Genomic DNA, 23,302 nt, shown 5'->3' on the forward strand with positions numbered 1-23,302 from the left:
GTCCTTCATGTGCGGTCGGCGGGCGAAGTCGAGGGTGGATGTCCCCCCGGCTCGAACACGGTCGAGGCCTTGGGGGTGGCGGTGCCTGCGGCGGGAACGCGCGCATCGGAGCTGTCCGCATCGGAGCTGTCCGGTCCGGAGCTGTCCGGTGCAGAGCCGTCCGGTCCGGAGCAGTCCGGTGCGGCGGCCTCCTCCGGGTCGTCGGCCCTTTCCTGGGTGTCGTCGTGCCGGGCCTCACGTGTGCCGCGCTGGAAGCCGGCCAGTGAGGAGGCGGCGCGTTCGGCGGTGAAGTCGTCGAGGGGGTCGTCCTCGACGACGGGCACGGCCTCTCCGCGCAGCTCGGCGGCCAGACTGGTCTGCGGCACCCGGCGCGGCAGCGGGGAGAGCCCCGGCTCACGTGTCCGTTCCGCCCCGCGTCCGCTGTCACCCGCACGGGAGGCGTTCTGCCCCGCGGACGGCTTCCTCCGCCGGGCGTTGACGGCGGGGGCCGGGCCCTCCCCGGTCCGTTCCGGACGCCCTGGTCCGGGCATCCGCACGGTCTCGGACGGCTGTGGCCGCGTCTGCGGGGAGCCGGCCGCCTCGGGCACCACGATGTCGTGCGGGACGAGCACGATCGCGGTGGTCCCGCCGTAAGGCGAGGAGCGCAGGGTGACGGTGATGCCGTGCCGGGTGGCCAGGCGGGCGATCACGAACATACCGAGCCGCAGGTCGTCGGCGAGCGCCACCACGTCGAACTGCGGGGACACGGCCAAATGAGCGTTGAGCTGGGCGTAGTCCTCCTCGGACATACCGAGGCCGCGGTCCTCGACCTCGATGACGAGGCCCTTGGCCACCATCGCGGCCCGCACTCCGACGGGGCTCGGGGCGGCGGAGTACGCGGTCGCGTTGTCGATGAGCTCGGCCAGCAGATGGATGACGTCGGCCACCGCGGGCGGGGCGAGGTACACCTCCTCGTCGGTGTGCACCTCCACCCTCTGGTACTCGGCGACCTCGCCGACGGCGCCGCGCAGGATGTCGATCAGCGCGACCGGCTCGGTCCAGCTGCGCCGGGGCTGCTCGCCGCTGATGATGACGAGGTTCTCCTCGTAGCGGCGCAACTGGCTCGCCGTGGAGTCCAGTTCGTACAGGCCCTGGAGGACCTCCGGGTCCTGGTGCCGCCGTTCCAGCGCGTCGAGCTTGCTGAGCTGAAGGTTGATCAGGTTCTGGCTCTGCCGGGCGATCCCGAGGATCACCTTCTGGAAACCGCGCCGGGTGTCGGCGAGTTCGACCGCGGTGTGCACGGCCGTACGCTGCGCGGTGTTGAATGCCTGGGCGACCTGGCCGAGTTCGTCGGTGCCGTAGTCCAGCGGCGGCGTCGCGGAGTCCACGTCCACCTTCTCGCCCCGGTCCAGCCGGGCCACCACGTCGGGCAGCCGCTCCTCCGCCAGGCGGAGCGTGGCGATCCTCAGCCCCAGCAGCCGCCGGGACAGGGACCGGGTGATCCGCCAGGACATGCCGACGCACAGGACCAGGGCGGCCAGGCCTGCCGCGCTCAGGACGGCGGACTTCAGCAGCAGCCCGTGCGCTCGGTCGGCACTGCGGTCGAGCAGCGAGGCCGTCTGCTGCCGGATCAGCATCGAGTACTGGACGGACAGCTTGTCGACCGCGGCGCCCCATCTCGCCCGCGCGTCAGGCAGCGCGAACCCGTGCGCGCCGGTGGCCTTGCCCCGGGCCGAGAGCACCTGGTCCTCGACGGCTTCCAGCGTCCGCCACTCCGCCGACTGCAGGATCCGTTCGGTCTGCGTCTTCGTGCTGCCCTGGAGCGAGGGGACGATCTGGTCCTCGACGAGCCAGCGTCGGGTGTGCACCAGTTGGGCGAACCTGTCCCACGCCTCCTGGTCCATGCGTTTGGACGACCACGCCAGGGTGAGCTGCGCGTCCTCCTGGGAGACCAGCTCCGCGGCGTGCTCCAACGCCACGAGCGGCCCGGCCTGGGAGGTGAGGTCGCCGTCGTCGACCTGTGAGAGCTCCTGGAAGGCATGGATCTGGTCGTCGATGATCGCGGTGTACTGGTCCAGGGCCTGTTCACCGGTGATGTCCGTCGGTTTGTCCACCTGGCCCCGGTAGTACTCCAGGCTGCCCACCGACGCGACGACCGAGTACATCCGGTTCTTGATGCGGGCGGGGGCCTGCCTGATCGAGTCGGCCTGGCCGACCAGCTCGGCGACCGCCTTGTCCGTGGTCACGCGCTGCGCGTCCAGAGCGGCCCGGGAGCCGTGCGGGGACGCCAGCCACGCCGCCGACAGCCCGCGCTCCTGCTGGAGGGCGAGCGCCGCGTCGGTGCCCATGGCGCCGGTCGACCTGCTCAGCGCTGTCTGTGAGCGCAGCCGGAGGCCCTCGGAGAACATCTGGGTCGTGGTCACACCCCACATGGCGGCGAGCGCGACGGTGGGGACCAGGGCCAGGAGGACCAGTGAGAGCCGTATCGAACCGAGACGGCGCCGGGAACCTGTCGGCGGTGTCTGTGGAGACATCATCGTCCTAGAGCGATCTGCGGGAAGACGGGAAAGAGGGGAACGAGTGGGCGGGGTGACGGCGCGTCCGGTACGGGCCGGGAGACGCGGGCGACGCCCGTCCGCGCAGGTGACGGGCGGACGGAGAAGGACCGTGTCGTCATGTCACCGGCGCCCCGTATACGGCATGTTCTCAGCGCGTGCCGTCGGCGGCCAGCTTGGCCACCGACGCGACGTTCGTCTTGGTCACGAAGGCGGGACCGGTGAGCACCGGAGCGACACCGCCACCGCTGACATTGCCGTTGGACCTGTAGAGCCAGAGCGCGTCTACGGCGAGATAGCCCTGGAGGTAGGGCTGCTGGTCCACCGCGAACTGCACATCTCCGTCCTGAACCGCCTTGACCAGTTCCTTGTTCAGGTCGAAGGTGGCGATGTGCGCCCTGCTGCCCGCCTTGTGCACGGACTTGACCGCGGCCAGCGCGAACTGCGCTCCGTTGGTGACGACTTCGTCGATGTCGCGGTCCAAGCGCAGCCGGGCCGCGACCGACTCGGTCAGGGCGTCCATGTCGGTGCCGTCGCTGTAGAGCATGTCGGTCCTGCCGCCGAAGGCCTTCTTCACACCGGCGCAGCGTGCCTCCAGCGCGATGTTGCCCCGCTCGTGGATGACGCACAGGGCGTGCTTGGCCCCCAGGTCCTCCAGCTTGTCCCCGACGGCCCGGCCGGCGACGCTCTCGTCCTGGCCGAAGTACTGCAGCACACCGCTGGAACGCCAGGACCCGATACCGGAGTTGAGCCCGACCACGGGTATGCCCGCCGCCTTGGCCTCCGCGATCGGCCCCTTCATCGCATCCGGCTTGGCCAGCGTCAGCGCGATGCCGTCGACCCCCTCCCGGATCGCGTCCCGCACCAACTTCGCCTGCCCGGCGGCATCGGCGTCGCTCGCGTAGGTCAGCTCGACGCCGTCCTTGGCCGCCGCCACCTCGGCGCCCCTGCGGACCAGTTGCCAGAAGGCGTCTCCCTCGGCCCCATGGGTGACCAGGGCGACCTTGAGCCCGGACCCACCGGATGCCCGCGCGCCCGATCCGGACCGCGCGTCTTCGGAGCCGGAGCAGCCGGAAATGAGCAGGCAGACGGCGACAGCGGCCGTCAGCGCGGTGCCGGAGGCGGATCTGCGGTACTTGGGCGAAGGAGGAGTCTTCATGAGGGTGCGGCACCTCACTGTGCAGCCGAGCATGTAGCAAACGGGGGGGGGAGGGACTGGGGCGGAGGGCCGACGGACGTACGACCGGGCGGGTGGCTCTCGTTGAGCCGGAGCCAACCGCGTGTGACGCCCGGTAGTCAAGTGATCGGCGACCTGCCGTGGCTTGTTGCTGCCGCATTGTGATCATCCGCCTTTTGCGGCGGCACGATTGAGGCCCGGTACGTTCCGCACGCCGGGCCCCTGCGCGTGAGCGGCCATCCGGCGAGGTGAGCGCGCTGGGGCGAGGAGGGCGACGGAGGAACCGGAGTCCGGCGGGACCCGGTTGTCCTTGCCGGTCCTTCTGTGGCGCGCCTGTAGTTCCCGCACCTACCCGGCGCAGACGCCGGTTCCGCCGCTCGACACCACCGCCGAGGACGCCGTCGACCCGGCTCTGACCGACCCGTACGAGCTCGAAGCGGCGATGCGCCAGTGCCACGCGCCCGCGCCGGCTGCGGGCCGTCACCGGGCCAGGCCCGTCACCGGTCGGAGAGTTCCGCGAGCCTGCGGGCGAGCATGGCTCGTTCTGGTTCGTTGCCGACGAGGTCGAGGGCGGCCCGGTAGGCGGCGGCCGCCTCGGTGGTGCGGCCCAGCCTTCTCAGCAGGTCGGCCCGCGCCGCGGGAAGCAGGTGGTAGCCCCGCAGTTCCTCGGCCTCGGTCAGGGCGTCCAGCAGGGCAAGCCCCGCCTCGGGGCCGTCGCGCATGGCGACGGCGACGGCCCGGTTCAGCGCGACCAGCGGGAATGGCTCGATCTGAAGCAGCACGTCGTAGAGCGCGACGATCTGCGGCCAGTCGGTCGTCTCGAAGCCGGTCGCCTCGTCGTGCAGTGCCGCGATCGCCGCTTGCACCGCGTACGCTCCCACACCGGGACCCGTCAGGGCCGGTACGACGAGCCGTCGCCCCTCGTCGATCAGGCCGGCGTCCCACAGAGCGCGGTCCTGGTCTTCGAGCAGCACCTGGCCTCCCGCGGCGTCGGTCCTGGCCGCGCGCCGCGCGTCGGTGAGGAGGAGCAGCGCGAGCAGCCCCGTCACCTCTCGTTCTCCGGGAAGCAGCCGGTGCAGGATACGGGCGAGCCGGATGGCCTCCTCGGCCAGATCGGGGCGGACGAGGTCGTCGCCGGAGCTGGCGGCGTACCCCTCGGTGAAGACGAGGTAGACGACCCGGAGCACGCTGGGCAGCCGCGCGGGCAGTTCGGCCGGCCCCGGGACGCGGAACGGGATGCGCGCACTGCGGATCTTGCGTTTCGCGCGCACGATGCGCTGGGCCATCGTCGCGGTGGGCACCAGGAATGCCCGGGCGACCTCGGGTGTGGTCAGGCCGGCCAGAAAGCGCAGCGTCAGCGCGGTCTGTGCCTCCGGAGAGAGCGCGGGGTGGCAGCAGGTGAAGAACAGTTGCAGCCGCTCGTCGGGGATGTCGTCGAAGCCGGGCTCGGCGGGGACCACGGCGGCGGCCCGGTCGCTCTCCACCTGGAGCACCGCCAGCCGCTCCGCGTACGCGCGGTCGCGCCGGATCCGGTCGATGGCCTTGCGGCGTGCCGTGGTGAGCAACCAGGCCAGTGGCTTGTCCGGCACTCCGTCGACCGGCCACCGCTCCAACGCGGCCTCGATCGCGTCGGAGGCGGTCTCCTCGGCAAGATCGAGATCTCCGAACCGTGCCGCGAGCAGGGCGAGCAGCCGGCTCCGGTCCTCGCGGAACACCGCCTCCACGGAGCGGGCCGCTCGCCGTTCGTTCACGAGTGATCCGGCTCCCAGACCGTGCGGACCTCGACGGTGCCGTACCGGGCCCCGGGGCACCGGGCCGCCCAGTCGAGCGCCGCGTCGAGGTCGGGAACATCGATCAGGTAGTAGCCGCCGACGATCTCCCGGGTCTCGGCGAACGGCCCGTCGGTCACGACGCGCTCCCCATTCACGCGGACGCGTACGGTGGTCGCGTTCGAGACGTCAAGGGCGTTGCCGTCCAGCTTGACGCCGGCGTCGGAGACGGCCTTCTCGAACGCCATGAACTCTTCCACGGTCGGTCCCTCGGCCGGTCGCTCTTCGGTGGAGTCGGGCGACAGGGTGTTGATCAGCAGCAGGTACTTCACGGGGCGCTCCTCGTGCCTGGGGTTGGTTGCGCGGATATGCGGATATGACGAATGGCCGCGGGGAGAATCGACAGGACGACCGGAGAAATCTTGTCAGGGCGCCCCAGGCCCTGCCTCGTGACCGGGCGCGCTCTTCGGGCACCGTGGCCGAAGCGCACGCCCGGTCACGCCGAGATCAGTGCGCACCGCCCGCGCGGGGGGCCGTCAGGTGCCGACGACGACGCCGTTGCTGATCACCGCGCTCGGCGTCCTCATTGCTGTGATGTCCTCCAGCGGATTGCCGGCGAGCAGCACCGCGTCCCCACGGAAGCCCTGCGCCAGCCGCCCGGCGCTGCCGCTCAGTCCGGTCAGCCGCGCCGCCGCCGTCGTGGCGGTGCGGATGGCGTCCAGGGCCGGCAGGCCGGCCTGGTGCATCAGCACCACCTCGCCGCCGATCGGATCGATCTGCCCCCCGGCGGAGTCGGTGCCCGCCGCCAGCGGAACGCCCATGTCGTGTGCCGCGCGCACGGCTTGCCGCAGTACGGGGAGGAACTCGCGCCCACGCGCGGCGAGTACGGGGTCGTCGGATTCGGCCAGCCCGGCGATGGCGGTCAGGGTGGGCGTGAAGTACGTACCGCGGCGCCGCATTTCGTGCAGCGTGTCCTCGGCGACGAAGACCCCGTGCTCCAGACTGCGGATGCCCGCCAGGACGGCGTCCCGGCAGCCTTGTTCGCTGTAGCTGTGGCAGAGGACGCCGGCGCCGCGGCGCCGCGCCGCCGCCACTACCGTGGCGAGTTGGTCGCGGTTGTACACCTGGCGCAGCGGGTCCTGGTCCGGCAGGCCCGCACGGTCGTTGACCCGCGTCTTGATGACGTCCGCGCCCCGGTTCAGGTTCACGTCGACCACCCGGCGCAGCGCCTCGGACGAGCGGACGCCGTCCTTGAGGCGGGCCACCGGGGCGAGGTCGGGGTCGGCCAGGATCGTGTCGCCGAGGTCGGGGGTGACGAAGATGCCGGCGGCCCGCGTCCGCGGTGCCCGGTCCGGGGCCCACCGGGCCAGTTCGCGTACGGCGATGTCCTGGTAGAAGGTGGTGGATCCGCTGCGCACGCTGGTCGCCCCCTGACGCAGGGCCGTTCCGGCCTCGGTGAGGGAGTTGATGTGGATGTGCGCGTCGACCAGGCCGGGGAGCACCCATCGGCCGTGGGCGTCGACCACGCTCACGCCCGCTCGCAGCGCCGCGCGGGCACGCCGGGTGGTGTCCCGGCTGCCCGCGGCCCGCACGGTGCCGTCCACGATGACGACCACGGAGTCGGCGGTCACCTCCCCGGTCAGCGGATCGAGGAGGGTGCCGCCGTCGATGACGAGGGTGCCTCCGGACGGCGCCGGGCCGGTGCCGGGCGCCTTCCGATCCGGCGCGGGCGTACGGTCGGCCGCCTCGGCGGTGCCGGCGAGCAGGGATCCGCCGGCCAGTGCCATGGCGGTGGCGAGGACGCCGCGCCGGGCGACGTGTGAGGGCGGCGGCTGGTGGTGGTCCAGACACATGGTGATGGCCTCTCAGTGCTGGGGACGGGGGGAGGCGGGATGTGGGGAAGGGGGGGAGCCGGCCGCGCGACGGCGGGGCTTCCAGCCGGGTCGGGGAACCGCGTCCAGGAGGGCTTTGGTGTACTCCTCCTGCGGGGCGCGCAGCAGTTGCCGGGTCGGCCCGCGCTCGACCACGCGGCCGGCGGACATCACGATCGCCGTGTCGCTGATCTGGTTGACGACCGCCAGGTCGTGCGAGATGAACACGTAGCTGATGCCGCTGCGTGCGCGGATGTCGGTCAGCAGGTTGAGGATCTGCGCCTGCACGGAGACGTCCAGCGCCGCGACCGCCTCGTCCAGCACCAGAACCTGCGGCTCGACGGCGATCGCGCGGGCGATGGCGACGCGTTGCCGCTGTCCGCCGGAGAGCTGGCGGGGCAGCATCGTGGCGTGCCGGTCGGTCAGCCCCACGGCCTCCAGCAGTTCCAGGGCCCGGCCGCGCCGCTCGTTCGCGCTCAGCGGGAAGTGCAGGGCGAGGCTGGTCTCGATGACGTCCCCGATCCGCTGCAACGGGTCCAGCGACGAGTACGGGTCCTGGAAGACCATCTGGATCTCCCGGGCCCGGCGGCGCCGTTCGGCCGAGCCGGTTCGGCCCGTCCGCGGCCGTCCGCAGACGCTGATCGTGCCGGCCGTGGGGGTTTCCAGGCCCAGCAGCATGCGGGCGACGGTGGTCTTGCCGGAGCCGGACTCGCCCACGACGGCCAGTGATTCACCGCGGGCGAGGGTGAAGGACAGGTCGTCGACGGCGACCGCGCCCTTCCCGTAGACCTTGCGCAGACCTTCCGCCCTGACCAGGATCTCGGTCACGGTTCCTCCGCTCGTATGCAGGCGACGTGGGCGCTGCCCACCGCGCGCAGCGCCGGGCGGGCGGTGGAGCACTCCGGTGTGGCGACCGCGCAGCGGGGTGCGAAGGCACAGCCTTCGCCCGCCTCGAAGGCCGCGACCGCCCGGCCGGGGACGACGGGCAGCGGGTGGACGACCTGGTCGATGCTCGGTCGGGATGTCAACAGGCCACTGCTGTAGGGATGCCGGGGGGATCCGGTGAGCGCCTCGGCGGACTGCACCTCCACGATCCGCCCGGCGTACATGACGCCGATGCGGTCGCAGGTCGCCGCGGCGAGTTCGAGGTCGTGGGTGATCAGCAACATGGCCATACCGCGGTCCCGGCGCAGTTCGTCCAGGATGGCCATCACCTCCGACTGGGTGGTCACGTCCAGAGCGGTCGTGGGCTCGTCCGCGAGGACCAGGTCGGGTTCCACGGCCAGCACCGACGCGATCATGACGCGCTGGAGCAGTCCGCCGGACAACTCGTGCGGATGCTGGCGCATCCGGCGTTCGCCGTCGGTGATGCCGACATCGGCGAGGAGCCGGACGGCCTTGGCGTGAGCCTCCTTCGGGGGCACCGACAGGTTGGATACCAGCGCCTCGGTGAGGAAGTCACCGATGCTGCGGACCGGGTTGATGTGTGCCCGGGGGTCCTGGAAGATCATCGCGATCCGACGCGACCGCAGGGCGCGCAGCTCCCGCGCCCCGAGGTCGAGAACCGGTGTGCCGTCGAACTGGATCCGGCCGCTCAGCCGTGCGCCGGGCGGGGTGAGCCGCAGGATGGACCGCGCGGTCATCGACTTGCCCGAGCCGGATTCGCCGACGAGGCCGACGGCTTCGCCCGGGGCGACGGTGAGGCCGACGTCGTCGACGAGTGTCCGCCATTGCCCGCGGCCGGCCGGAACCTCCAGCCGCAGCTGGTCCAGGACCAGGAGATCGTTGCTCATCGCGCACTCCCTCGCTCAGCACCCATCCGGTCGCCGAGCACCGTCACCGCGACCACCACGATCACGATCAGCACGCCCGCGCTGATGGCCTCCATCGGCTGGCCGCGCATCGCGCCGTCCAGTCCGCTCTTGACCATCAGGCCCCAGTCGGCGGCCGGCGGCTGAACGCCGAGTCCGAGGAACGAGATCGCGGCCAGGTCGATGATCGCGAAGCCGAGTGCCGACACCGACTGGGCGACGATCAGCGGGCGCAGGTTGGGCAGCAGGTGGCGCCCGCAGATGGCGACGGCCGATCTGCCCTGGAGCCAGGCGGCCGAGATGTAGGGGAGGCCGCGTTCCCGCAGCGCGGCGCTGCGGACGACGCGAGCCACGTACGGCGTGTACGCCACGGCCAGGCCGAGGACCACTCCCGTCATACCGGGACCGACCACGGCCACGGTCACCAGGGCGAACACGATGCCTGGCACGGCGAACAGCACGTCGAGCAGCCGGGAGATGACGGCGTCGACCCGGCCTCCGGACCACGCGGCGACGATCGCGAGCGTGGTGCCCACCACGGTGGACAGGGCGATGGTGACCAGCGGGCCCAGCAGCGTCGTGCGGGCCCCGAACATCAGCCGCGACAGGATGTCCCGGCCGAGCGCGTCACCACCGAGCAGGTGGCTGCCGGTGCTCCCGGACAGCGCGTTGAGGAGGTCGGGCCGATTCGGATCGTAGGGCGCCAGCAGCGGCGCACAGGCGCTGACCACGGCGACGACCGCGAGAAGTGCCAGTGCGGCGAGGCCCGTCGGGCCCAGGCGTGCCTTCATGTCGCCTCCCCGGGAGACAGACGGGGGTCGATGAGCGAGTAGCACAGGTCGACCACCAGGTTGACGATGACGAACGCGGAGACCAGGACGAGAACGACGCCCTGCACCACGGCGAAGTCCCGCTGGAGGATGGCCCGCACGAGCAGCGAGCCGAGACCGTCCAGCGCGAAGATGTTCTCGACCACCACGGAGCCCGCGATCAGTCCGGCCACGGTGAGGCCCATGACGGTCACGACCGGGATCGACGCGTTGCGCAGCACGTGCCGGCGGACGATGTGGGACTCGGAGAACCCGCGGCTGCGTGCCGTCTCCACGTGTTCGCGGCTCAACTCCGTGCCTACCGAGGCGCGGGTGATGCGGGCCAGGAAGCCGGCGCTGCCGAGGCTGAGGGCGATGGCGGGCAGCGTCAGGTGATACAGCCGGTCGCCCAGGCCCGCTCCCGGGCCGAACACCGGGAACCAGCCCAGCCCCAGGGCGAAGACGACGACCAGCACCACGCCCACGACGAAGGTGGGAGTGGCCAGGAAGACGCTGTTGACCACGGAGACGGCCGCGTCGACCGGGCCCCGCCGCAGCGCTCCGAGCAGGCCGAGGGCGATGCCCATCACGACGATGATCAGCGTGGCGTACAGCACCAGCAGCCCCGTCGTCGCCAGCCGGGTGGACATCAGGGCGGACACGTCCTGGCGGTAGACCAGGGACTGACCGAAGTCACCGTGCAGCGCGTCGCCCAGCCAGCTGAAGTAGCGGACCAGGAACGGCTCGTCGAGGTGGTACTGGTGACGGATCGCCGCGATCTGCTCGGGACTGCCGCTGCGGTTGCCCAGCAGGAACGCCATCGGTCCGCCGGGGACCGTGTAGAGCAGCCCGTACACCAGGAACGAGGCCACGAGGAGGACCGCCGCGAGCGCGGCCAGTCGTCGCGCCAGGAATGTCAGCCACCTCATCGCGCACCGATCCCGGCGGCCCAGGGGTAGTACAGGTACGAGAACGAGGCGACCGCTCCGGTGATCCCCTTGTTCATGTAGAGGATGACGGGCAGGGAGGAGATCGGCGTCCAGGGCACGTCCCTGCTGACGGCGGCCTGGATTCCGCCGACCAGCTCGGCGCGCTGCTGCGGGCCGTAGGCGGCCTGGGCCTGTCTGACGGCGCCGTCCACGGACGCGTAGTCGTCGAAGTTGGACCGGCCGCCCTTGGTGAACACGCGGTAGACGTCGAGGGGATCGGGCATGTTGCCGTACCAGGTGCTCAGGAAGGCGTCGATGCCTTCGCGGGCCTTGGGGTCGCTGTAGAGGTTGCCGTACTGCTCGACCGGGACGACCTTGATCCTGACGTCGAGCCCGAGGTCCTCGCCGGCGGCCTTGATGATGCTCGCGGTCTGTTCGTGCACCGCCGAACTTCCCTGGATGCCGATGGTGAGGGGACGGGACGGCTTGCCGGCGGCCTTCAGAAGCCGCTTGGCGCGGGCGAGGTCGGGCTTCGCCGCGGGCAGAGCGTCGTGTGCGGCGCGGAAGGTGCCGGCGGCGTAGCCCCAGTAGTCGGAGTTGGCCAACGTGCTCTCCGGGGCCGCGGCCCCCTGGAAGATCACCCGGGCGATTCCCGGTCGGTCGAGGGCGGCCGACAGTGCCTCACGCACACGTGGATCGGCGTACGGACCGGACTTGGCGGCGCCGAGCAGGGCCCAGAAGGTGAGGGAGCGGCCGAGGGTGACCGAGCCGGTGGGGGAGTCGACGAGTTGACTGAGTCCGGCAGGGGGGAGGTAGAAGTACTGACCGTCGACCTCGCCGGACCGCAGTGCGTTGACCGCGGTGGTCTCGTCGGCGATGAACCGGAACACCAACGTCTTCGACTTCGCCTTGAGTTCGGCGTTCCAGTAGTCGTCATTGCGAGTCAGTCGAAGGGAGTCGCCGGGCTTCCAGCCGGCGAACTCGAAGGGTCCGGTGCACATGACTCCGCCTGTGGGGGAGCCGAGGTTCTTTCCGGCCCTGTCCAGGAACGATTTCTCCACGACGGCGCCGGCGGCGGTCGCCATGGCCTGGTTGAAGAGCACGTCGGGCTGCTTGAGGTCCACCGTGACCTGGAACGGCCCGGTCGCCTTGATGGAGGCGACGGTCTCGAAGTAGTCGCTCCACCAGGTGCCCAGCGCCGGGTCCAGGTGGCGGTTGAGGCTGGCCGCCACGTCGTCGGCGGTCATCTGCTTGCCGTCCCAGAACCTGACGTCCTTGCGCAGCGTGTAGACCCACCGGGTCGGGGTCGGATTCTCCGCCTTCACGGCCAGACCGGGGCGGATCTTCAGGTCGGGGGTGAGCCGCATCAGACTCTCGCACATGTTCGCGAGCGCGGTGTTCTCGGCGTAGTTGAAGGAGCGGATCGGATCCAGCGTCTGTGGCTCGTAGGGCAGGTTCCAGGTGATCCGGTCCACGCCGTGGGCGGCCGACGCGGTGGCGGTGGCGAGGTCCGCCGTCGTGAGGGCCGCTCCTTGCCCGCCCAGCGCGGTGTTGCCGCAGGCGGTCAGGGCGAGCGCGAGTCCGCCGGTGAGCAGGGCCGGCCTGCGGCGCTTCACCGGGTGGTCCTCTCGAGGCGCCCGTCACGGGCGACGACGTTCCCGGCGCGGACGACCATCGCGGGCAGCGGCCGGTCGACGAGTACCTGCGCGACGGACTCCCCGGCCAGCAGAACGAAGTCGGCGGGGTCGCCGATTCGCAGGTCGGACCGTTCCAGGCCCATGACGTCCGCGCCGCCGTGCGCCGCCACGGCGTAGCACGCCGCCAGTTCCTCGTCGGTGCGGGCATCGGTGCGGTACGCGAGCAGATGCGCCCGCGTGAACATGTCGCCGTCGCCGAACGGGGTCCAGGCGTCCCGCACGCCGTCCGAACCGGCGCCGACCCGCACGCCCCGTTCCACCAGCGGCCGGAAGGGCACGACCGGCTCGCTGCCGAGCGCGCACGTGGTCACCGCCACGTCCGCCACGGCCAGGAACTCGGCGGTGCGCTCCAACTCGGTGGCGTCGCAGTCGGACAGGCAGAACGCGTGGCTGATCGTGACCTTTCCCCGCATGCCCGCGGCCAGGGTGCGGCGGGCGATCTCGGAGATCTGGTCCAGGCCCGCTCGGCTGCGGTCGTGCAGGTGGATGTCGATCGGTGCGCCGGTGCGCTCGGCGATGCCGAACAGGACGTCCAGATGCCCGTCGAGGTCACCGTCGATGCCGATCGGATCCAGGCCGCCGACGATGTCGGCGCCCTCCTTGACGGCCTGCTCCAGCAACTCGGCGGTGCCGGGCTCGGTGAGGAGGCCGAGCTGGGGGAAGGCCACCACCTGCAGGTCCATCGCCGACGCGAACGGAGCGGCGGCGGCGCGGATCCCGTGCAGGTGGGAGAGCCCGTGGACCGGGGCGACATCGACGTGCGCGCGCATCGCCCGGGTGCCGCGGCCGACCGCCCGGGCGATCAGGGCGCCGGCGCGTTCGTGCACCGGAGAGGTCATGGCGCGCTGGGTGGCAACGTCGTTCGTGATCAGTTCGCGGAGCGTGTCGGCGGGTTCGCGGCTCAGCCATGGCCGGCCCCAGGCGGACTTGTCGGGATGGATGTGCGCGTCGACGGGGGAAGGCAGGGCAAGGGCACCGCCGCCGTCGACGACGACGCAGTTCCCTGGCCGCGTCGCGGGATCGACGGCCGCGATGCGGCCGTCGGTCACCAGCACGTCGTGAGGATCTCCGCCATGAGGGCGAATGTGGGTGAACAGGGCGTGGGTCATGCCAACGGCCCCCTTCGAGTCGGTGAAAGGGCTGGAACTCCGTCCCTGGAGAGTCATATGGTTATCAAGTCATCTGATGATCAGGGAAGAGGGTTGCATGAAACCCGTCGCACGAATGTCGATCGTCGACGCTGTGATCAACGAGTTGCGGGCAGAACTCGCGCGAGGCACATGGCAGGTGGGCGACCGGATACCGCCGGAGGACCAACTCGCCGCGACCCTCGCCGTGAGCCGGCTGTCCATCCGCGAGGCGGTCCGGGTGCTCGTCCACGCGGGACTGCTCACCACCCGTCAAGGCGACGGCACCTACGTCATCGCCACCGACGAGGGCCAGGTCGCACTGCGCCGGCACTTCGACCGGGCGAGGACCGCCGACATCCTCGTGGTCCGCCGCGGCCTGGACCTAGTCGCCGCCCGCCTCGCCAGCACGACGCGCACCGATGACGACCTCGCCGTGATCCGCGAAGCCATGGAACGCAGGGAATCCGCAGGCCGGGCCCGGGACCTGGACGCCTTCACCGATGCCGACGTCGACTTCCACCTGCGCATCGCCGAGGCGTCCCACAACCCGGTGCTCAGCGACCTCTACCGGAACATGAGCGACGTCCTGTGGGAGACCGTCAAGGCGAACCAGTGCATGGACGACGCCGGCGACGACCCGTTCCACACGGCACTGTTCGAAGCCGTACGCGCCGGCGACCCGGTCGCCGCGACCGCCGCGGCGCTCGCCATCCTGGACGACTACCCGGAGGCGGAGGCGTGACCACCGCCGATCAGCTGATTCGCGACGCCGACCCGATCGTCACCGTGGATGAATCCCAGGGCGACCTGGCCGGCGGCTGGGTCGCCGTCACCGGCGGCCTGATCACCGGCCTCGGCGCGGCTGCCGACCCGCCGCCTCCCGCCCGAAGGTCGTCGACGTCGACGGCGTCTGGCCGCCTGTGGACGGGTCCGGTCGTCGCGCACCAATCCCGGGCGGCGATCAGCTTCTCTACATCCGCGTCCGTGAACCCGTAGGCCGACGCGACACACCAGAAGTCCTCTGCGATCTCCTCCCGCGCAACCGACTCGATCTCACTTCCGGCCGCCTCGAACTCCGCCTCCAGCAGGTTGAACCCCTCTGTCGCGGCCTGGGTGAGTGCATGCGGTCCGGAAGCCTTCGCCCGCGCCCCTGCGGCGGTGCTCGCAGGCTGGGGCCAGGATCGGCCAGGTATTGCTGACAGGTCATCTCATTTGGCCACTGATGAAGCAGGAAGCCCCCGGAAGGGTCAGACGACCCAGGCCGGAATCCCTGGACTTTAGGTCAGGGGGCACGTCAACAGGTCCTTTGCTTCCCTAACAGCACTCGCCTGTAAGGGAGTTGACGTGTTGGCTAGGGTAGGCATCCGGCCAGGCAGGTGAGGGGAGCGAGTTGGGATGAACGAGCGTGCGGCAGGTGGAACGGTGCCGATCAACTCTTCGGTGGCGCATCCCGCGCGGGTGTACAACGTCTGGCTGGGCGGCAAGGACCACTACCCCGCCGACCAGGAGGCGGCCGAACTGGCCGCTGCGGCCAACCCGCAGATCGTTCCGGCGGTCCGGGCCAACCGGGCCTTCCTGGGGCGGGCGGTGCGGGAGTTGGCAGGGAAGGCGGGAATCCGGCAGTTCCTCGACATCGGCACCGGGATCCCAACGGCCAACAACACGCACGAGGTGGCGCAGGGGGTCGACCCAGGCGCCCGGGTGGTATACGTCGACAACGACCCCATCGTCCTGGCTCACGCCCGTGCGCTTCTGGTCAGCACCCCGGAAGGAGCGACGGACTATCTCGAGGCGGATCTGCGTGACGTGGACCGCGTCCTGACGGCGGCTCGGGAGATGCTGGATCTGGCGCAGCCCGTGGGCCTGATGCTCGTGGCGGTCCTGCAGTACGTTCCGGACGCCGACGACCCGTACGGCATCGCCCGACGGCTCCTCGACGCGCTCGCCCCCGGCAGCCACATTGTCCTCTCCCACCCGGCCGCGGACATCGGGGCCGAGAAGGTCGCTGAGTCGATGCGCGTGTACAACGATCGGGCCGCCGAACATGCGGGAGCCACGCCCCGCACGCATGCCGACGTCACCCGGTTCTTCGACGGCACGGATCTCCTGGAGCCGGGCGTCGTCCAACTGCCCGAATGGCATCCCGATCCCGCGGATGGCCTGTCTCCCGGCGCGTTGCCGATGTGGTGCGGGGTCGGCCGCAAGCCTTGACGGAAGCGGACAGGGTCTCGTTCCGGGCCGGCCTGCAGGGCTGGTCCGGTCAACCCGGCGCGACCGGGCCCTTGGTCAGTTCCTGCTCCAGAACCGCGAAAAGCTTTTCGCCCAGCATGGGGAGCGACACCGGCCCCACCGACCGAAGTCCGTCCGTGCCGACGTCATGCCGGTCCCGGCTCCGTCGGTGACTCTGGCGCCGCCGTAAGGTTCGGCACCCCGGAGCAGCGGGTTCTGTGACTTCGCGCCGCCCGGACACTGGCCCGGTACAGCCGCCAGCGCCCGAGCGTCACCCCTGCTGTCGGATGGTAGAGGTCGATCCGCACTCAACCGGCTGACGCGTCCCCCATACAGAATCCAGCGGCGCGCAGCTTCGTCCTGAGCTCTGGCATGGCAGTGCCCTGTGCCTCGACAGGACCGCGGGACCGGGCGGTCCCCGAACTCGCACCCTGAACAGCGGTCGCCCGTTCCCTTGCCGGGGGGAGCCCCCTGGGAACGGACGGGCCGACACAGATCGCCCCCACCGGTGCCAGTCACCCGGAGTCAGCTCCCTCCTTTAGCCTCGCTGCCATGACTTCGCTGCCCCACGCCGCTGCCGCGGCCCCCGAGTCCCGTCGTACCGTGACCGCTGCCGTCGTCCAGGCGGCCGCCCCGCTGTTCGACACGCAGGCCGCGCTGAACCGCGCCACGGAACTCGTCCGGGAGGCCGTCAGCGACCGAGGCGCAGAGGTCGTCGTCCTGCCCGAGGCGTTCCTCGGCGGCTATCCCAAGGGCCTGGACTTCGACATCACCGTCGGCAGCCGCACCCCGGCCGGCCGCGAACTGTTCCGCCGCTACCACGCCGCCGCGATCGACGTCCCCGGCCCCGAGACCGACACCCTGGCCGCCCTCACCCGGGACCTCGGCTGCCACGCCGTCGTCGGCGCCGTCGAACGCCAGGGCGGCACCCTCTACTGCGTCGCCCTCTTCTTCGGCCCCGACGGCTACCTGGGCCTGCACCGCAAGCTCATGCCGACCGCCGCCGAACGCTACCTCTGGGGCCAGGGCGACGGTTCCACCCTCCCGGTCGTCGACACCGGCACCGCCCGCATCGGCGCGGCCATCTGCTGGGAGAACTACATGCCGCTGTTCCGCACGGCCATGTACGCCAAGGGCATCGACCTGTGGTGCGCTCCGACCGTGGACGACCGCGACGCCTGGCAGGCCAGCATGCGGCACATCGCCCTGGAGGGCCGCTGCTTCGTCCTCAGTGCCGGCCAGTACCTGCGCCGTGAAGCCCTGCCCGCCGACCTCCACCCCGTCCAGGGCGACGCCCCCGACACCGTCCTGATCGGCGGCGGCTCCGTCATCGTCTCCCCGCTCGGCGAGGTCCTCGCGGGCCCGCTGCGCGACGGCGAGGGCATCCTGACCGCCGAACTCGACCTCGACGACCTCACACGCGCCCGCTTCGACTTCGATCCCACCGGCCACTACGCGCGCCCCGACGTCTTCACGCTCCACGTCGACGAGTCCGCCCGCACCGCCGTCACCAGTACGGGCGCCGCCGCCCGGTCGGCCAGGACCGACTAGCCGATGCGAGTGCCCGTGCCGCTGACCCGGACGCGCGGGTCACCCGCGCGCAGCGTCACCGTGAGTTCGCCGGGACGGCCCATGTCCTCGCCCTGGTGCAGGGTCAGTACGGCGTCCTCGGGGACCAGCCCGAGCTGACGGGCGTACGCACCGAACGCGGCGGCCGCTGCTCCGGTCGCGGGGTCCTCGACGACGCCGCCGACGGGGAACGGGTCACGGACATGGAAGACGGTGGCCGACTCCCGCCACACCAACTGGACCGTGGTCAGGTCCAAGCGGTGCATCAGGGCTTCGAGGCGTGCGAAGTCGTACGCGAGATCCGCCAGGCGCGCGCGCGTCGCCGCCGCGAGTACGAGATGGCGGGCGCCGGCGAACGCGATGCGGGGCGGGAAGGCCGGGTCGAGATCGGCGGCCGGCCAGCCGAGGGCCGCGAGCGCCTCCGCGAGGTCGGTGTCGGCGATGTCCTCGATGTGCGGCTCGACACTGGTGAGTGTGGCCCTGACCGTCCCGTCCTCCGCCGCCACCTCCACCGGCACGGTGCCGGCGCGCGTCGCGAACACCAGCTCCCCGGGGCCCATCCGTTCGGCGAGCGCGACGGCGGTCGCGATGGTGGCGTGCCCGCAGAACGGCACCTCGGCCTTGGGGCTGAAGTAACGGATGCCGTACGCCCACCCCTCCTGGCCACCGAGGCCCTCCGGGGGTGCGGTCAGGAACGCGGACTCCGAGTATCCGAGGTCGGCGGCGATGGCCAGCATGTCGCCGTCGTCCAGGGCGGTGGCGTCCAGAACGACGCCGGCGGGGTTTCCGCCGTCGGGGGCGCTGGAGAAGGCGGTGTATCGCAGCACCTCGGGCCGCGGCGCATTCGTCGTCATGTGCGCGGCAACGCGGGCGGGTCCGCGGCTATTCCAGGACCTGGGTGCAGGCGCGGATATGGCCTCACACACGCATGACTGCGGGCCCGGCAGGACCGGTTCAACTGAAGGTGCGGCGGTATGCCTGTGGGCTGACACCAGTCGTCCGCTTGAAGCGGTCGCGGAACGCCGTGGGCGAGCCGAACCCGACCTGTCCCGCGATCCGCTCCACCGGGTGCCGTGTGGTCTCCAGGAGGTGCTGGGCCTGCCGGATGCGCGCCCGGTGGAGCCATTGCAGCGGGGTGGTGCCGGTCTGCTCGCGGAAGCGACGCATGAGGGTGCGGGTGCTGACGCCTGCGTGCGCGGCCATGTCGGCGAGGGTCAGGTTCCGGCCCAGGTTGTCCTGGAGCCAGGTGAGCAGGGGCTCGAAGGAGGATCCCTGCGGTGTGGGCGCGTGGTCGTGGACGATGAACTGCGCCTGTCCGCCCTCCCGTTCGAGCGGCATGACGGAGAGCCGGGCCGCGTCGGCGGCCACTGCCGAGCCGTAGTCGCCGCGGATCATGTGCAGACACAGGTCGAGGCCTGCGGCGGCGCCCGCGGAGGTGAGGATCTGGCCGTTGTCGACGTACAGCACACCGGGGTCGACCGTCACCTTCGGATGCAGTGCGGCCAGCAGGTCCGCCGCGATCCAGTGCGTCGTGGCGCGCAGCCCGTCGAGGAGTCCGGTGGCGGCCAGCGGGAAGGTGCCCGTGCAGATGGACGCGATCCGGGTGCCGTCCGCGGCGGCCGCCAGCAGCGCGTCGCGGACGGCGGGCGTGAGCGGTGCGGTGGGGGCGGCCGTGCCCGGCACGATGACCGTGTCCGCGCCCTCGAGCCCGTCGAGTGCGCGGTGCGCGCGGAGGGTGAACGTGCCGGCGTCGACCTCGGGGCGCTCGGCGCACACGCGGACCTGGTAACCGGGACGCCCGTCGGGAAGCCGCGTACGGGAGAAGACCTCGATCGGCGTGGACAGGTCGAAGGGGATCACCTGATCCAGCGCCAGGACGGCGATGGTGTGCATGGCGAGAACATACCGTTCCGTCGTATTCCCGCCACCGTCAAGACGTCCGCGACCACGTGAGGCGCGCAGCAGCAGCACTTCTCGCCCTGCGCGCCGTGCAGCAGAGCATGCCCGGATGCGTGGTTGAGGCGGTTCAAGAGGTCGTCCGGTTCGGTCCGCACTGCGGATGGCACCGTGCAGCCGAGTGTCCGAGCGAGTCCGAGGAAGGAGCCGATGTCCTCTCCGGTGGGAGTGGACCAGGCGGGGAGAAGGCCGACGTCGTCAGCGGTGGTGGCTGCGTGGAGCCGGGCCAGTGCGTCGGCATAGCCGACCGGCCAGTCGTCAGCCGGCGATCGATGGTCCAAGTGCTCCAGGGCCAGCACCCGTTCGACGGGATCGGCGCCAAACGGTCCCGGCACGACGGGTGGATCGACCCGGGACGCGAGCCGTAGCGCGGCCACCTCGCGGGCGTATCTCCCGGCGGCCCCTGGACCCTGGACGAGCTGCTTGACGACCACCGGTGTGCCGGACAGCTCTGCCCGCCACACCCGTGATCGCGGACTGCTGCCCAGCCTGCGAACCGACGAGGCGAACCCAGCTCGGCCCGCAGCCTCTCCCCGAACGGCAGCCGTGACCACATGGCCTCATCCTTCCACGTGCGCGAACGCTTGCGCGGCGTCGGGAAGGGCCGTGCTCCCCGCTCTGCCGTCGGCCACCGTCGACGTGACCACCTCCACCTGAGCGCCGGGCGGGTAGGTGGTCTGAGACATGCCCGGATGCGGGGTCCTGGAGGTGATGCGGGATCCTGGAGGTATGGAGATCGAGGTTTTCGTGGTGCCAGGATGCCCCAACCAGAGGCTTGCCGAGGAACAGCTGCGGGAAGCCCTGGATGGTGCCGGGCTGCCCGGCGAAACCTTCACCACCAGGGTGATCACGGATCAGGCTGAGGCCGAGCGGTCGGGTTTCACTGGCTCCCCGACGATCCTGATCGACGGTCGCGACCCGTTCGCCGAGCCGGGCTCCTCGCCCTCGGTGGCTTGCCGGATCTACCGCACCCCGCATGGCTTGGCTGGTGCGCCCGGGGTCGACCAGCTCGGGCAGGCTCTGCGAGCGGCTGCCGGCCAGGGCGGGGGAGTGTAAGAGCGGTCACCGTTGGGTCGGGTCGGTGGTCGGTGGCTGGTGGCCGATGGTCGATGGTCGGCGCCCCGGCGTCGCGGTATGGAGTCCAAGGATCTCGTCGTACGTGGCCGGTCATGATGCGCGCTGTATGAAAGGGCACCGTGCTCGCGGAGGCCGCCCCGGCGCGGGGCTCGCCGAGCCTGCGCATGCGGGTCTCCGGTATGGCCGGATATGTTCGTATATGTGGACGAGGTGGCTGAGCGTATCGACCCGGCGACCGACCGGACAGCCGCTGCACGCCTGCTGGGGTGCACACCTGAAGAGGTCGGTTACTGCCCGCGCTATCGGGGGCTGACCCGGCGATACGGGAAACATGCGCAGATCATCTGCCCGGCCTGCCGGGCGGCCGAGCCCCCGGCAGCGGGGGGCGCCTCCCGCTGACCACAGCGATCACTCGACCGGCCGGAACGTCGTGACGCGCACGACCTCCCCGTCTGCGAGCGGTGGGTCGAGGTCTAGGGCCTGTCCGATGGGTCGTATGAGCTGATCAGGGACGTGCCCTAATGTTCGCTGAACGAAGGGGGCCGCATGGCACGCTATACAGCTGAGGCAGAGGCAGGGATGAAAGGGATCACGTTTCCTGCCTGGCACGGAAAGCACTACGTGACGCTGGCCGAGCTACTGGTTCGCCTCGGCAGCTTCGGCCTTGACCTGACCTGGCGCATCGAGTTCGACGAGATCGTCGACCTTCGCTGTGTCGATATGAAGAGACGGTCCGCCGACACCGGTATGGACACGTTGACGTTGTTGTCGCTGACGACCCCCTTCCTCCAGTTGATCGACGCCGAAGCGCGTGGGTTCGCCGGGGAAGAGCTGGTGCTCGTCCTGACCGAGTTCGACAGTTCCTCCTGGGACGTCAGGGCTGTCGACGAGCGCGTACTCAGCGAACTTCGCCACCACTACCCGGGTGCCGAGGATCTCTGAACGGAGCACTTCACTCCGGACGCAGCCATAGGCAGATTGCCGCCACGGTGACCGTCCCGTGGAAGACGTACGCCCGCTTGTCGAAGCGCGTGGCGATCGCTCGGAAGTTCTTGAGCCGGTTGATGGTCCGCTCGACTTCGTTCCGGCGGCGGTAGATCGCCTTGTCGAACCCTGTGGGCCGACCACCTTGGCTGCCGCGGCGCCGGCGGTTGGCCCGCTGGTCTCTCGGCTCGGGGATCGTGTGCTTGATCTGACGCCTGCGCAGGTGACGCCGGATGCGTCGTGACGAGTACGCCTTATCGCCCCCGACATGGTCGGGCCGGGTGCGCGGTCGTCCACCAGCCTGCCGGGGCACGCGGATCTCTTCCAGGACGGGAATCATCTGCGGTGTGTCCCCCCACTGGCCGGGTGTGACGACGAACCCGAGCGGGCGACACCCGCCTTCCCCGGCAAGGTGGATCTTGCTTGTGAGTCCGCCTCGCGAGCGTCCCAGGGCCTCATCGGAACGATGACGTGCCGGGCTCCTGCGCCGACCCGAGATCTTCGGAGTCCGGGTGGAGGCACCAGCCGCGTGCTGGTGAGCGCGACAGGTCGTGGAATCGACGCTGACCATGCTCCAGTCGATCCGGCCCTCGGCATCGGCGTCGGCCTGGACGGCCCGCAGGATCCTCTCCCACGTGCCGTCCGCCGACCACCTGCGATGACGATCGTGAACCGTCTTCCAACTACCGAAGCAAGGAGGCAGGTCCCGCCAGGGGAGACCGGTCCGCTGCCGAAACAGAATCCCGTTGATCACCCGACGGTGACACTGCCAGCGTCCACCCCGCCCGTGATTCGTCGGCAAGTGCGGCTCCAGCCGAGCCCACTCCTCATCCGAAAGATCTCCCCGCCCCATGCCCCACGGAACGAGTTCCCACAAGGAGCGTCACACGACCCATCGGACAGCCCCTAGCTCCGGCTTTCCGCTGCCGAGGCTTCCCCCGAGGCCTTGTGTTCCATGCACGTGAACAGCTGGAGGCACGATGAACTCCACCAAGGCAGCCGAAGCCTCCCTCGTTCTCGAACCCAGCTGGGAGCCGCCTTACGGCTTACTCTCTTTGCTCGTTGAAGGGCTCTTCGTCATCGCATTCCTTGTCCGGCTCCGTGACACGGCAGCTCACAGCACTGTGCCCAGGCTGCTGCACAGGGCGGACAGTGAGCCGGTCTCGCTGGGGCGAGGCAGGGCAAAACGCCGGTGAAGGCCCACGTCAGCCGCATCATGACCAAGCTGTACGTACGGGACCGGGCGCAACTGGTCGTACTGGGTTCGGTATGCCTCCGATACCCGAGACTGCCGTCAACCCCGGCAGCCCCGGCCACGGCAGGGTCTTCGCCCGCCTGGCCTTCGGTCACAGCGTCACCGCTGGGCCGCCCTGCTCCGAGAGCCGCTGCGCGCGGGTCGTTTCGGGTCTCCCGGGCACCGTGTCCGGATGTGCGCACCCACCGTGTCGTCAGGAGCGCGTGGCGATCCGTGAAGGCGTTGTTCGCGGTCCCGTCACTTGCGGGCGTTACCTTGCCCCCGCGGCGCACCCGATCACCAGGCACGGTGGACCGGTGTGTCCATCGCCCTTTCCCGATCGGCCCCTTGGACTCCGTACCTTTATGTCTTGGTTTGAATCCCTCATCCTCGGACTCGTCCAGGGGCTGACCGAGTTCCTTCCCGTCTCCTCCAGCGCGCATCTGCGGCTGACGGCGGCCTTCTCCGGGTGGCAGGACCCCGGCGCCGCCTTCACGGCGATCACCCAGATCGGCACGGAGGCGGC

At 70.7% G+C, this 23,302-nt stretch carries 21 protein-coding genes and 1 pseudogene; 7 read left to right on the forward strand and 15 right to left on the reverse strand.

All coding sequences use genetic code 11. The features are described from left to right. Positions 1–5 precede the first annotated feature (5 nt). The 11 genes from ACWC91_RS37880 to ACWC91_RS37930 all read right to left on the reverse strand — a co-directional run bounded on the left by ACWC91_RS37880 (position 6) and on the right by ACWC91_RS37930 (position 13,763). Positions 6–2,516, reverse strand: a complete 2,511-nt coding sequence (locus ACWC91_RS37880) for a nitrate- and nitrite sensing domain-containing protein (RefSeq protein ID WP_450641256.1) — start codon at positions 2,514–2,516, stop codon at positions 6–8. A 169-nt stretch (positions 2,517–2,685) separates the two neighbouring features. Then, positions 2,686–3,693 carry a substrate-binding domain-containing protein gene (locus tag ACWC91_RS37885; RefSeq protein WP_281154366.1) on the reverse strand — a complete coding sequence of 336 codons (1,008 nt, stop codon included), beginning with the start codon at positions 3,691–3,693 and terminating at the stop codon, positions 2,686–2,688. 515 nt (positions 3,694–4,208) lie between these two features. Next, positions 4,209–5,462 (reverse strand): RNA polymerase sigma factor, encoded by a 1,254-nt coding sequence (locus ACWC91_RS37890; RefSeq protein WP_450641255.1) that lies wholly within the window; start codon positions 5,460–5,462, stop codon positions 4,209–4,211. Beyond that, positions 5,459–5,812, reverse strand: a complete 354-nt coding sequence (locus ACWC91_RS37895) for a YciI family protein (RefSeq protein ID WP_225078846.1) — start codon at positions 5,810–5,812, stop codon at positions 5,459–5,461. The genes ACWC91_RS37890 and ACWC91_RS37895 overlap by 4 nt, the downstream gene beginning before the upstream one ends. Positions 5,813–6,016: 204 nt before the next feature. Further along, entirely contained in the window at positions 6,017–7,333 is a 1,317-nt protein-coding gene (locus ACWC91_RS37900; protein WP_450641254.1) for an amidohydrolase family protein, read from the reverse strand. A 12-nt stretch (positions 7,334–7,345) separates the two neighbouring features. Next, positions 7,346–8,179: an ABC transporter ATP-binding protein gene (locus ACWC91_RS37905; protein ID WP_225078848.1), complete on the reverse strand. Its 834-nt coding sequence runs from the start codon at positions 8,177–8,179 to the stop codon at positions 7,346–7,348. Beyond that, positions 8,176–9,144, reverse strand: coding sequence for an ABC transporter ATP-binding protein (locus ACWC91_RS37910; RefSeq protein WP_225078849.1), 969 nt, complete (start codon positions 9,142–9,144; stop codon positions 8,176–8,178). Before ACWC91_RS37910 ends, ACWC91_RS37905 begins: the two co-directional genes overlap by 4 nt. Then, positions 9,141–9,953, reverse strand: coding sequence for an ABC transporter permease (locus ACWC91_RS37915; RefSeq protein ID WP_450641251.1), 813 nt, complete (start codon positions 9,951–9,953; stop codon positions 9,141–9,143). The genes ACWC91_RS37910 and ACWC91_RS37915 overlap by 4 nt, the downstream gene beginning before the upstream one ends. Continuing rightward, complete coding sequence (locus tag ACWC91_RS37920; protein WP_225078851.1) at positions 9,950–10,900, reverse strand: ABC transporter permease; 951 nt, start codon at positions 10,898–10,900, stop codon at positions 9,950–9,952. Before ACWC91_RS37920 ends, ACWC91_RS37915 begins: the two co-directional genes overlap by 4 nt. After that, positions 10,897–12,516, reverse strand: a complete 1,620-nt coding sequence (locus ACWC91_RS37925; protein WP_450641249.1) for an ABC transporter substrate-binding protein — start codon at positions 12,514–12,516, stop codon at positions 10,897–10,899. The genes ACWC91_RS37920 and ACWC91_RS37925 overlap by 4 nt, the downstream gene beginning before the upstream one ends. Further along, positions 12,513–13,763 carry an amidohydrolase family protein gene (locus ACWC91_RS37930; protein ID WP_450726242.1) on the reverse strand — a complete coding sequence of 417 codons (1,251 nt, stop codon included), beginning with the start codon at positions 13,761–13,763 and terminating at the stop codon, positions 12,513–12,515. The genes ACWC91_RS37925 and ACWC91_RS37930 overlap by 4 nt, the downstream gene beginning before the upstream one ends. 40 nt (positions 13,764–13,803) lie before the next feature. On the opposite strand from ACWC91_RS37930, the gene ACWC91_RS37935 reads away from it, so the two are divergent. Both ACWC91_RS37935 and ACWC91_RS37940 read left to right on the forward strand, forming a co-directional pair. Beyond that, a complete protein-coding gene (locus tag ACWC91_RS37935) occupies positions 13,804–14,469 on the forward strand; it encodes a FadR/GntR family transcriptional regulator (protein ID WP_450641246.1) in 666 nt (221 codons plus the stop codon). Further along, on the forward strand, positions 14,466–14,723 hold the full coding sequence (locus ACWC91_RS37940) for a hypothetical protein (RefSeq protein ID WP_450641245.1): 258 nt from the start codon (positions 14,466–14,468) through the stop codon (positions 14,721–14,723). The genes ACWC91_RS37935 and ACWC91_RS37940 overlap by 4 nt, the downstream gene beginning before the upstream one ends. Here the strand turns inward: ACWC91_RS37940 and ACWC91_RS37945 are convergent. Continuing rightward, a pseudogene (locus ACWC91_RS37945) lies at positions 14,672–14,851 on the reverse strand (DUF5713 family protein); the annotation flags it as partial. The gene ACWC91_RS37940 and the pseudogene ACWC91_RS37945 sit on opposite strands and share 52 nt — an antisense overlap. A gap of 271 nt (positions 14,852–15,122) precedes the next feature. Here ACWC91_RS37945 and ACWC91_RS37950 point away from each other — a divergent pair. Both ACWC91_RS37950 and ACWC91_RS37955 read left to right on the forward strand, forming a co-directional pair. Next, positions 15,123–15,938 (forward strand): SAM-dependent methyltransferase, encoded by an 816-nt coding sequence (locus ACWC91_RS37950; RefSeq protein WP_281154371.1) that lies wholly within the window; start codon positions 15,123–15,125, stop codon positions 15,936–15,938. Between the two features lie 570 nt (positions 15,939–16,508). Continuing rightward, entirely contained in the window at positions 16,509–17,507 is a 999-nt protein-coding gene (locus ACWC91_RS37955; protein ID WP_225078857.1) for a nitrilase-related carbon-nitrogen hydrolase, read from the forward strand. Here the strand turns inward: ACWC91_RS37955 and ACWC91_RS37960 are convergent. Both ACWC91_RS37960 and ACWC91_RS37965 read right to left on the reverse strand, forming a co-directional pair. Next, positions 17,504–18,379: a PhzF family phenazine biosynthesis protein gene (locus tag ACWC91_RS37960; RefSeq protein ID WP_450641242.1), complete on the reverse strand. Its 876-nt coding sequence runs from the start codon at positions 18,377–18,379 to the stop codon at positions 17,504–17,506. The two genes, ACWC91_RS37955 and ACWC91_RS37960, sit on opposite strands and share 4 nt — an antisense overlap. A gap of 100 nt (positions 18,380–18,479) precedes the next feature. Continuing rightward, positions 18,480–19,418 carry a GlxA family transcriptional regulator gene (locus tag ACWC91_RS37965; RefSeq protein WP_225078859.1) on the reverse strand — a complete coding sequence of 313 codons (939 nt, stop codon included), beginning with the start codon at positions 19,416–19,418 and terminating at the stop codon, positions 18,480–18,482. Between the two features lie 792 nt (positions 19,419–20,210). On the opposite strand from ACWC91_RS37965, the gene ACWC91_RS37970 reads away from it, so the two are divergent. Together ACWC91_RS37970 and ACWC91_RS37975 are read left to right on the forward strand one after the other, a co-directional pair. Beyond that, positions 20,211–20,537 (forward strand): hypothetical protein, encoded by a 327-nt coding sequence (locus ACWC91_RS37970; RefSeq protein ID WP_225078861.1) that lies wholly within the window; start codon positions 20,211–20,213, stop codon positions 20,535–20,537. Positions 20,538–21,104: 567 nt separating this feature from the next. After that, complete coding sequence (locus ACWC91_RS37975) at positions 21,105–21,500, forward strand: hypothetical protein (protein ID WP_450641239.1); 396 nt, start codon at positions 21,105–21,107, stop codon at positions 21,498–21,500. Between the two features lie 10 nt (positions 21,501–21,510). Here the strand turns inward: ACWC91_RS37975 and ACWC91_RS37980 are convergent, their stop codons facing one another. After that, positions 21,511–22,395, reverse strand: a complete 885-nt coding sequence (locus ACWC91_RS37980) for an IS5 family transposase (protein WP_450641277.1) — start codon at positions 22,393–22,395, stop codon at positions 21,511–21,513. A 746-nt stretch (positions 22,396–23,141) separates the two neighbouring features. Between ACWC91_RS37980 and ACWC91_RS37985 the strand changes: the two genes are divergently transcribed. Beyond that, positions 23,142–23,302, forward strand: a 161-nt coding sequence (locus ACWC91_RS37985) for an undecaprenyl-diphosphate phosphatase (RefSeq protein ID WP_450641276.1), incomplete at its 3' end; no start/stop codon positions are given.

It is taken from the genome of Streptomyces sp. NPDC001204 (assembly GCF_053598035.1).